5 protein-coding genes are annotated in these 11,922 nt (G+C 46.1%); all 5 read left to right on the forward strand.

Going from position 1 to position 11,922, the window contains the following annotated elements:
- Nucleotides 1-320 precede the first annotated feature (320 nt).
- Complete coding sequence (locus tag RBB62_RS18835; protein WP_309400800.1) at nucleotides 321-3,977, forward strand: beta-galactosidase; 3,657 nt, start codon at nucleotides 321-323, stop codon at nucleotides 3,975-3,977.
- 149 nt (nucleotides 3,978-4,126) lie between these two features.
- Nucleotides 4,127-8,098 carry a hypothetical protein gene (locus RBB62_RS18840; protein WP_309400801.1) on the forward strand — a complete coding sequence of 1,324 codons (3,972 nt, stop codon included), beginning with the start codon at nucleotides 4,127-4,129 and terminating at the stop codon, nucleotides 8,096-8,098.
- Between the two features lie 73 nt (nucleotides 8,099-8,171).
- Nucleotides 8,172-9,017 (forward strand): PEP-CTERM sorting domain-containing protein, encoded by an 846-nt coding sequence (locus RBB62_RS18845; protein ID WP_309400802.1) that lies wholly within the window; start codon nucleotides 8,172-8,174, stop codon nucleotides 9,015-9,017.
- Nucleotides 9,018-9,102: 85 nt separating this feature from the next.
- A complete protein-coding gene (locus tag RBB62_RS18850; RefSeq protein ID WP_309400803.1) occupies nucleotides 9,103-9,804 on the forward strand; it encodes a type II secretion system protein in 702 nt (233 codons plus the stop codon).
- A gap of 25 nt (nucleotides 9,805-9,829) precedes the next feature.
- Entirely contained in the window at nucleotides 9,830-11,251 is a 1,422-nt protein-coding gene (locus RBB62_RS18855) for a sulfatase family protein (RefSeq protein WP_309400804.1), read from the forward strand.
- Nucleotides 11,252-11,922: the final 671 nt, after the last annotated feature.

Here is an 11,922-nt window from a genome sequence, read left to right on the forward strand (position 1 = left end):
TCTGGAGCTGTGTATTGTTTGAGTTTTCTGGCGTTTCGCTAAGAGCTTGGGGATTGCGAGATGCTTAAATAGGTAAATGGATGTGACGCAATTAGTTTGGGTGCTATTGGGGAAATGTCCTTCCAATACCTACTTTTGATGCGTCTTTACCTCTGATTTATGTGGAATTTTAGATCGTTTCAGGTGGTGGTGATTCTTATCATTTTTGTGTTTTAGGGATTTGGCTGATTTTTTTGCGAACATAATCTTGACGCCGTAAGAGGAGCTTGATTTTTTGATTGTGTAAACGTTATTAATTTAACCCCGGATTTCTGTTCTGAATGAAAAGTTGTTTTCTTGCTTCTCTGGTTTGTTTTGCCGCCTTGGTGGTCTCCTCGAATTGCATCGCTGTAGCGGTTGGTTTAAATGACATGCGCCTGGTGGCTGGGAAGCCGGTGTATGTCTACGTGGCTAATGCTATGGAAATGGAGAAGATGAAGCTTTCCGAAGGTGCGCCAGCTCAACTTACCAATGTCTCTGTTAAATCCAAAGATGGAATTACATTTGCATCTGCCGATGTGGGATGCTCTACGGCTGAGATACTTTACTGTTTTGATTTTGGTGAATTGTCAGTAATGCCGAAATCTGTTCTTTGGCAGGATCGTCTGACTGCATATTCGCAAAAGAAAGATCCATCGCTTCTGGTGGAAATTATATCTGAGTGGAGTGTGGATGGTGTTGAGTTCTACCCAATTAGCAAAGTCAGCTCGAGAGTCGGTGGGTCGCAGGATGAAAGGGGGCGAAATGTGTTAGCGGAGTTACCTGCACATTCATCAAAAGTGTACTATCGAGTGCGTTTTACCGCCACTGGAGGGCGGGCTAAGTTTGTCGGCGATTCTTCGCAGTGGAATCGATCTGGGGCAGGAGCCGTGCCATTCAAGGCGCAGTTTGATTTTTTGGCGGATAGCGAAATTTCTGAGGGGGATGGGGTTTTGGTCGAGTCTCGAAAGGCCGTATACTTAAAGCATATTGATGGGGAGCAAGTGTATCCGGAGGATTTCTGGAATGCGAGCTCCGACCGCGGATGGAAATTCATTGGTGCTATTAATGGCCAGTCAGGTGGTATACGTTCAGTTGAGGCTTCGGGCGCTGTCGGGGGGCAGGCATTGATGTGTAATGTGAGAGTGAATAATGCGAATCCGAAGGCTCCTGGTTGGCTCGCTTGGCAATACAATTTCAATCCTGAGCTCAATGTTCAAGGCGTGGATGAGTTGGTGTTCGATATTTACCCGGTCGATTCTCTTGATGACCTGCCGATTATGGTTCAGCTAGGGAGTATTCATGGGTTCGGGACAATTGCCGCTGTCTGGTCGCGGCTTGGCGAAACAGAAGTTGGTAAGTGGAATACGATACGGGTGCCGGTCAAGCCTAGTCGTCTGAATGTGGATATGTTCCGTCTCACCTTTAATGCCAAAAAGGAAGGTGTGCCACAGAATCGAAATATTCGCTTTATGATTGATAATATCCGATTGGAGCCGCAGCCGCGGCTAGTCTTGAGGATACCGAGCGAAAAGCTAATTTGCTCATCTCCGCTAACAGCCGCCTACCTGCAATTGGATTCTGAAGTAGAGGTTAAGGATCGAGACGATCTCAAGCTGTATATGGAGTTTGCTCTTAGTGAAGACTTTGCGGCTAAGTTTGTTATTATTGGTAAAAATTTGCAGACCGGTAAAGAGTCGGAATGGACAAAGGTTGTCCCGCTGCGTGCTCCGATGGCTGAGGTTAGGGTCGAGATTGAGGAGCCGCAAAGGTCATTGGGAGCCGGTGAGCAGCTATATACCGTCAGTGTCTATGATTCAGTCTCTGGCGATAAGGTGGCAGGTGTTAAGGATGGTTTTGAGATTATTGCGTTTGACGATGAAATGGTATTTGAAAAACGCACTAGGTTGCTCAATCGCACGAACACACTCATGCAGTTTGCTGCGGATCTTGAGGAAAAGGGAATCGTGGTTGCTGAGCCAGTGGTCACCTTGACGGTCGCCCATCAGTTTCTGAGGGAGGATGGATACGTTCATCAAGATTATCATGGACAGAAGGAGCTAGTAATTGCATCGGAGATGCTAGGGCATATCTCTGAAATGCTTGATCGAGCCGATCTAGAGTTGAGGGAGCGCTCGGCGGGAATAGTGGTCGAGGAATCAGTGGTGGACTACAAGCCAGGCGTGCCTATCGATCAGAAGGACGGTCGGGTGTTGCAGGAGGATCGCGTGATTTTGCAAATTGGTCCACTGACTCGCCTTGATGAGGAAATAGATAAGCTTCCATTGCTGGGGTTTAATGCCATAACCCGTGAGACCAGAATTAGGGACTGGCTGCCGGACGATGGGGAAGGGCGGGCATTTTTTGACCAGATATTCAACCTCGGCGACCAATATGGCTTGGCGGTGCACGTTTTATTATCTTCGCATTATCCTCCAAATCCCATGATGCCACAATATGAAGGGGCAGTTACGGAATTTGAAGGCAGTGGGATGTTTCCGTGGGATGTTTTGTCTGAGAAATCTGATCAGATTTTTATCGATTGGTATGACGCGATGTTTCCTTATTTGCGCAATCGGCCAAATCTTGCCTCGTTAGGGACTGCTAATGAGCCAGGCTACACGGTGGAGGTAGAATCCGTTTCGTTTGCTGAAGCCTTTGCTCCGTGGGCACGCAACAGATATGAGGATATTGATCAGGCGAACATGACGTGGGGAGGGGCTTATGAAAGCTTTGAGGATATTGATCTGGTTTCCTTTTTTGACCTGAGAAAAACTAACGTTGGCGCAGAGTACGACTGGCAAATCTTTGTCGATGAACATGTGACTCCCTTCTTTGCAGGTCTAAAGAGCGAGATACTGGAGGAGATGCCAGATGCTGAGGTGTGGGTTAAGTTGATGGGGCATGATGAGCACTTTGGCTTTAAGCAGCTAAATGAATTTTCCAATACAGAATATGCTCAGACTGTATTGGGGACTGATGCCCATGAATCGCTCTGGCTCGATTATATGAAGTCCATGAACCCGGAGAAGCCTATCTACAACACTGAGTGGCATTTTATGCATAAGGCAGATCCGAACAACCAAGCGATGCTAAGCCAGCGTATGTTCGAGGGGGTTGTTCATGGCATTAATGTGGGATTGATTTGGGTTTATAACCGAGCTCCCTGGTCCTCGAATGTGTTGGGTATGGATCAGTCTATTACTCGGTGGCCTAGAACGATCGACTCAATTGGTCGAACATCCCTCCGTTTGCGTTCAAACGCTGATGCTTTGGCTAAGCTAGCAAATTTAGATGGAGGGAAGGTACGCCTAATGTACTCATTGTCTTCAAATACGCATCAAGGGCTAAGTTATGTTGATGCTCTCCGTAAGTATCATCATAAGCTCTCTCAGAATTCTAGTGGGGTTAGATTTTTATTCTCTCAACAACTAACCAGGGATGACTTGAGTGGTTTGGATCTTATTGCTTTCCCCGCTGGAGAATACATCGATACGGACGCTTTGCGGTATCTTGAGGACTGGGTGGAATCTGGCGGAACATTTTGGGTGGATGGCCCTCGCCAGTTAAGAGACCCTTGGGGTATGGAGATTCAGGGGGTGTCAGCATCTTTTTTAAGAACACTTGGCGTTCTTGGATCACATGAAGTTGGAAAGGGGAGGGTTATTGTCGGCGAAGAGTTGAACATTGATGGATTCTGTCAAGGACCTTGGGCTGTCGATCAAGGGGGGCGTGTGATGGAGGAGGTTGAGGTCCGTTTCTATAATAAAGGGCGTGAAAAGTGGCTATCGCTCATGAATACTTCTGGCGAAGCAGTGCGGTTTGAGTTGCGGGAGCATAATTCTACTTGGGGGAAATACGATCATGGCTTCGATGTGTGGAATCGGAAGAGTATCGATTTCGCTGAGTTGGAGTTGGAGCCCTACCAAGTAATGCTTGTAGCGATTGATGGAAATTGAATTTGGAAAACGAAGGTGCCTATGGATGAATTGCGAACATAAATTGATGACTTTTGCCCGCTAGGGAATGTCTGACTTGTTAGTGCATGCGCCTGCATGCATGCGTTAATTAGGTTTTATAAATGATTTAATATGTACCCCGTAATGCAATGAATTATAGCTCTATTACCCTGTTTTTTTTCTATGCTTCGTTCAGTTTGTTTGGTGGAGAAATAAAGATCTCAAATGGCGATGTTCTGAATGGTAACTCTTATAAATATTATCTGACTTACGTAGATATGGATAGTGGTCAGTTTGAAGCTGATGTTTATTATACAGAAAATGTCGTTTGCAAAACTCAGCTTGGCACTGGATTTGTCTCGGCTGAGCCTTATGATGAAAATAATAACCCTGTGTCTTCTGCGCAGCTTATCTATAAATTTAACTTTAGTGAATCAGGATATTATCCCTCTAGCGTAACGTGGCAGAATCACCTGACTTTGTTTTCGCCAGTTTCTCTTGGATCAAATCGATTCATTGCTACATCCGAATGGAGCCTTGATGGTGTTCACTACTTCCCGCTTTCGGAAGTGGAAACGATAGTAGGGCAGAAGGTTGAAGTTGGTGAGGTTCACGAAGACATATCCCTCCCTGATCATACGCTATTTGTGTACTATCGAGTAAGATTTGAAGCCTTTGATGAAAATGGCGGAAGAGGGCAGTTTATTGGTGATTCAGCTCAGTGGAATCGTACTGCAGATCAGCCAGCACTCTTTAACGCCAATTTTGAGCTGGTTCCCGCTCAGTTGGAAACATCCACATTAGATCTGGTGTCTGTCTCTAGTGCGCCTGATGCCCATATCAAGGAGGGGGTCGCTTATCCCGAAAGTTTCACTAGTATGGATTTTGATGATGAATGGGATACATTTGGTAAGACTGATGGCAATGATGCCACTTATGCTGCTGTTCCTGCGCCAGGGGGGAGGCAAGGGAAGGCAATAGAAATTACAGCAAAGGCTTCATCTAATGTCGATGCACCGAAATGGATTACTTGGGAGCATAAGCTTTCGCCGGCAATGAATATTCAGGGTGCTGAGGAATTGGTGTTTGATATTTATGTGGATTCATTGCAAGAACTGCCCGCAGGCTATTCGATGCTAGATACATCGGAATTCCCATTTATTGTACAGCTTGGTTTGGGGAATGGTCCTGGGATTATTGCGGCGACTTGGAGCCAGTTTGGTGAATTACAACCTGGGTGGAATGAAGTGCGATTGCCAATTAATGAAGTGCGCTTAAACGTAGATGGCTTTAGGATCAATTTAAATACTACAGATGTGCCTGAGAATGAGAGGGTGCGCTTCTTTATCGATAATTTACGCCTAGAGCCCGAGCCGTTTCCGCAATTAAGTGTTTACAGCAGTGGGGGCACGGTGACTGGCAATAGCATAGATGCTATATATTTACAGCAAATTTCAGAAGATGAGTATGTCTCTGGGGAAATTGCGCCCGATAATTCTTCTGACTACGTTAATCTTGAACTTTCTGATGGTGAGCCGTTTTGCTTCAAGATGGAGATCGATTCAAATTACAGTGGAGATGCCGTCCTGAAGGTTTCAGGAGAATCCGCCACATTCCCGTTAGATGACGGTTTTATCTGGGAGGGGGGTATTTCTTTAAACGCCGGAATGAATTACATCAATGCCAGAGTGACCAATCCGCTCTTGAGGCTCGGATATGGAGAGCACGTGTTCTCAGTTTCTCTTTACATTGACGGAAATCTGGTGGCTGAGCTGCCTACGGCATTTCCATTGGAAATCTATAGTAGCGGCACTATTTGGGGTAGGATGGCTATTCTAACTAATCGCTTAGATGATTTGGATCAGGAAGTGCTTAGCCTTGAGGGGCTGGGGATTGTCGTTGATGAGCCGAAAATCACGTTAGAGGTTGTTCGATTTTATCTAAGCGAAAGAGAACAGCTTAACGAATACGGAGGTGTCATACAGAATTCGGCCCTATTACCTAGCTGGATCGAATATGATTACGCGGATCAACGTGCTCGGTCAATCGTGATGGAGATGCTGGATGATCTCGAATATCTGTTGGACTGCGCGGAGTATGATTTAGTTCTGCGGGCGGAGGAAACGGTCATTGAAGTTGAAGTGAGTGATTATGACGCGACACAGTATGTTACAACGAGCGCTGGCGCTGTTCGCCAAGGTAGTGATCCGCTCTTCCTGATCGGCGCATTGACCAGGCCCATTGATGGAGTTTCTAATCTGCCCAAGATGGGATTCAACGCTATGGTCGCTGAAACTTCGATTACTGCGGGATGGGGAGTCGCTGGTTGGGCGAGCAATGGCTCTTGGTTTGTTAAAAAGTATTTGGAGCTTGGCTATACCCATAACGTCGCCACGAGCATTCTGCTATCATCTCACTATGCAAATAAGTCTATTATGGAAGGCTTGGGTTATTATGATGTTATCACGGGCGAAGAGGGGGTCGGAATGTTTCCATGGAATGTATTGAAGGTAGACACAGATCCTGTGGACCCTGAGAATCCCAAGGGCTCCGCGGATGTATTTGACAAGTGGTATACGAAATTTGCTACAAAAGTCTCCGAAACTAATTATCCTCAAGTCTTGGTTTCAGTAGGGACTGCGAATGAACCTGGTTATGGCGCGACTAGTGATTCAATTGCTTTTGAGGAGGAGCTGATCGCATGGGCTCGAGCGGATTCTCAGTACGGCTTTGAATCGACAACCGCCGAACAGAATCAAAACTCATCAGAGGCAGATACCAGATGGTGGGGTAACGATGTGGGCTCATACTTCGGCGACTTTGATAATATTACGCTGAGTGAATTTTTCAGGGCAAGAGAGACTTCGAATGCAGCTGAATATGACTGGCAGAGACTGCTTGATAATCGGGTAAATCAGTTTTTGGGTGGCCGAAAAGACTTTCTTCGCAGTCAACCGGCAATTGGTCATGCTGAGGTATGGGTTAAGTTAATGGGTAGGGATGAGCATTTTGGCTACGGGCAGTTGAATGAGCAGCAAAATGTTAAGACCGCGCAAACTGTATTAGGAACCGATGGACATGACCCAATGTGGTTGGACTATCTTCGGTCGCTTGACCCCAGCAAGCCTATCTATAACACTGAATGGCACTTCCTGGAGGATATAAATCCCAACGATCAAAATGCGATTGCCAACCGGATGTTTGAAGGGGTCGTTCATGGTATAGATGTTGGTCTGATCTGGATCTGGGCGCGAACCGATTGGAATAGTAATGTTGTCGGTGCAGATGAGTCTATGACGCGTTGGCCATTGACATTAGATGCCATTGGGCGGACTTCCCTGCGTCTGAGATCGCTTGCAGGCAAGTTAAACGACCTAGCAAATATAGACAGTCCGGTGCGTGTTCTATTCTCAATAGATAGTAATTTGCATGGCAATCATGGTGATTATATGGAAGAAACGCGTCGCGTATATGATCAGATGCGAACTTTCCCGACGGGAGTTGGTTTTCTGCCGACTTCATTGGCTGGTGAGGTTCTGAACGATCCAGTCACAGGGCCAGATGTTAAACTAATAGCTGCGCATCATACGGACTGTCTTGAATTGTCGGCTGTCAAAGCTCTTAAGGCTTGGGTTGACGATCACGGGGGTGTGCTATGGTTCTCAACGCCTGTTACCTTGAGTAATCGTTGGGATGAAGCTTTCAGTGCGCAGGATTTGGCTAGCGATAATGCCTTGGATTTTCTGAATACTGTTAGTGGCGTAAATGGCTCATCTTACAGTAGTGCGAGTGGTGGCATGGTTGTGGTGCAGGAGAACATGCCAGTTTTGCAGGGCGACTCCATTCTACATCCACTGTTAACTGATCAAACTGTGTATGTAGGATCTGGTCCTTGGGATACTGCCCTAGAATCGCTTGAGTTGAGAAAAGGTATTAGTGGAGGTAACCCGATTTTAGCGATTATTAATCACAGCAATAGTGCATTTGATTTCTCGCTTTCTGGTGGTGAGTGGGAAGATGCTTCGGTGGATGACCTTTGGAATCGCGCTAATGTTAATACGGATAATTTGACTATTCAACCTTATGGAGTCATGCTTCTAGAGATACCGAATGAATGGTAAATCCAGTTCCTTAACTCTTGACTGAATCGGCATGTCTTGTTTTAATAACGTTTTCATCAAAACCTAGATACCCATGATTGCATCGAATTACCTCATTAAAAATACATTTAACTCACAGCCCGTTGGGCGACTCTTCATGGCCGGCTTGGTCTGTAGCTTTATGCTTGGGGCAGGAGTATCTGTAGCCAATGCCAACGTCTCGATTACTGATGATTTTGAGGCATTGGGAGATGGAGTGCAGTTGAATGGCACTACAACGACTACTGGCAATGCTACCTGGAGCGCAAACACCGCCGTAGTGGGCACCGAATTTGGCACTGCTGAAGACCCGAACCTCGGAGGCGCATTGGCCGTAATCAACTTTGATAGCAACGTCACTCCAGCGCTCGATCCCGCAGTCAGCACTTATAGCAACGTAAGCTTAAGCATGGACTTGCAGGTCGCTGGTAGCGGCACCCAAGGCATCCAAATGGCCTTGGGGGATGACACTCTCCAAAACTCTTTTTTTGGCGGTGGTGGGAACGGCGCAAAGGTCTACGTTTACTTGTATGGCGATGGTAGCTTTAATCTGTTTTCGCGCTTCAATTCCACGCCAACCATCGTCGCCAATGGGACGCCTGGTAGCAGTGGCTATAGCTTTAATTCCGGCAATACTGGTTTCAACACTGTATTGCTTGAATTGGACACTCTCAATGACACTGCTGATTTGTCAATCAATGGCACGGTTGTTGCGTCCGGTGTGTCTGTCGCTGACTTCACTCTCGCTGCCGCTGGCGTTCGCTTCAATGCGGGTGCGAATTCACAGCAGATCGATAACTTCTCCTTTGCCGCTATTCCGGAACCATCCACCATCTCTGTGATGCTGGGGGCGGTTGTGGGTCTCGTAGTGTGGTTGCGCAGAAGAATTAAAAGTTCATAGAAAATTATGCATGTCCGATAGCGCTAGGCGGTAGCCACGTCTATCGGACTGCTCATCACTCAAAAAACACCCCAATCGCATTGAAATGCATATCTGTAAGCCCCAAGAGCATAGCCTAAATCAGCTCTACAATATAGACAGACGTCAGGTGAATGGATTCACATTAATTGAATTGCTTGCGTGCATCGCTGTCGTCGCAACTCTTGCCTCAATACTAATAGTTGTTACGCAAAATGCAATTTCGAGGGCGAGGCAAACTAAATGCGTTTCGCAGGTTAGGCAATTGGGGAGCGCATGGAGTATCTATTTTACAGATCATGGGGGGAGATTACCGAGTAATGGTCGCGACAGTGGGAACTTAAATCCTTCTGCATGGAAAGTTGGTGAAAATCTGGTTCAGTTTGGTGAGCTCTTTCAGTACTTTAACATTTCCGAAGATATCGAGGTGACGCCTGACGTCCTTATTTGCCCGGAGGTAGATCAAGCAGTCGAAGAGAATTTCAAATCAGCGTCCAGTGGCGGTACGAAAATTTGCTCTTATTGGATGAATCCAGAAGCAAGCACTAATCCTACAAATTCAAAAGTGATTGCTCAGATGCCACCGGATCGGGTCATCGTTTCGTGTGGTGTGACCTGGTGGAACTTGAATGCCTTTAATCGAGAGCCAAATCATCATGGAGAAGGAATCGCACTGGTGTATGTCAATGGTAGTGCGGTTTGGTTGCCCATCGATAAAATTAAGGATGTGCCAGCATGGAATTGGAATGAATTGGCTAAAGTCCATTGATCAGGGTTAAGTATTTTTACATGAAATGTCTAAGCGGCCTAATATACTTTTTTTCTTAACTGATGATCATGGGGCATGGACGTTGTCGGAGTACGGAAATAAGGCTTTAAAGACCCCATGCTTCAGTCAGTTGTCATCTAATGGGACTCTGTTTAGAAATGCTTTTACCCCTTGCCCAGTTTGTTCACCGGCTCGCGCTTGCGTGATGACGGGACAAACGCCTTCTCAAGTCGGAATTCATGACTGGCTTCAAGAGTGGGATGAGGAAATTGATTCGCGGGACTGGCTTAGTGGCTGCCTTACTTTACCAGAATTGCTGCGATCACGTGGCTATTACACCATACTATCTGGAAAATGGCACCTAGGACGTTCACACTTTACTCCAAGGGGCTTTGATCGTTGTTTTGGCCTGCCTGGGGGGCAGGGAGATCACAATTCGCTCTATACCTACCATCAGGATGGAGTGAAAGTCACACTTGATGGAAATAAAAGCGAAAATATTACATCACGTGCGATTGATATGCTTGAAGATGTTCCCGATGATTTGCCGTTCTTTCTTAATGTCGGATACATTGCTACGCACTCACCGTATGAAGCAAGTGCCCATGATCCTGAACTTGTCTGCATGTCTCAAGAATTGAGTTTAGGCGATATTCCGAAATATATACCTCACCCTTGGGTGAAAAATGAAGGAGGTATATCATGTAGTTCGAATGATTTGACTACATACTATCAAGGCTACTATGCCGCAGTGTTAGAGTTAGATCGTAATATTCAACGGGTATTGAGCTACCTAAAGAAATCGGGCAAACTGGAAAATACAATCGTTATATATACATCTGATCATGGATGTGCAATGGGCCATAATGGATTTTTTGGGAAAGGTAATTCAACTCGACCATTAAACATGTATGATTCGTCCATACGTGTTCCTTTAATCATATCCGGCCCTGGGGTGATGAAATCGCATGAGGTTGACGCCCATGTCGACCATTATGATCTTTTCGAGGCTATTTGCGAGTGGGGGGGAGTTAGTAGTACACCATGCGTTGGCCAGAGCCTTGCCGCTTTGGCAGAGGGAAAAGAGAGTCTAGATTGGCCAGAAGTTGTTTATGGCGAGTACGGTGATTTAAGGATGATGCGAACGCCAAATTATAAGTTTATTAATCGCTACGGAAGAGGTCCGAATGAGCTTTTTAATTTAAAGAACGATCCTGAGGAAAGATGTAATTTATCAGGGCGTTCGGAATTCGAAAGTCTAGAAAACGCTATGATTCTAAACCTGAATTCTTGGTATTCAGATCATGAAAAGAGCAATGCGAGTGGTTTGAATGTCTCTTCTCTTCCAATTCATAATCGTAAAGATGAGGCATGGAGAGATGGTTTGCGCGAAAAGACAGCAGGTTATAATTTAGGCTCTAGCAGCCTGTCGGATTTGATGGCCTAGCCCGAATAAATCCCGACCGATCAACCGCTCTCATGCAATATCCGGGCTAGGCAGTACGGCAACTGCTATGGGTATTTGTTAAGACTCCAAGTTCGACTGTGCCGGTTCTGAACATAGCGAGAACCGCTAAAGCCAGCGTTAGCAGCATTTCCCAAGTCATGACAGTCAGTCCTGGTCGACCTGCGGGGATGTATTTCATAACCCTTTCGCAATCGATTCGTACAAACTTTATCCCCTCAGGTCCACCTGACGTGATCTATTTTATAAAATCAATTCTGAGTCGTTATGGCGCAATTGCTGGTCATTTGCATCAATCTCTGAAATTAGGCTCGCATCATCTGTGTCTGCTGTTGACTGAAGGGCAGGGTGGTTTTTAGCTTAAACGGACATAGCGTGGATGGTCGCGCCATTACCGAATTTTGATCCAAGAGCTTGAGGGCTGAAAGATGCAGCGAACGCGATTGGTTAACCGGGACAGCACCACGAGGCGGGCTAGGTGTTTGGTCGTTCAGTTGGATGTAGGTGAGATTAGCTCCTGAAAAGATTGGAGGGTTGTTGGTAGCCGAGAAGCTATTCACAGCGCATATTACTTTGGTGTAGTAGCCACGATCTGATCTGACAGATCGTGCTGTCTGGTCGATTAAAGTGTCAGGCTATTTTCGTTTGGTTGT

It is taken from the genome of Cerasicoccus maritimus (assembly GCA_031296935.1).
Taxonomy (GTDB): domain Bacteria; phylum Verrucomicrobiota; class Verrucomicrobiia; order Opitutales; family Cerasicoccaceae; genus Cerasicoccus; species Cerasicoccus maritimus.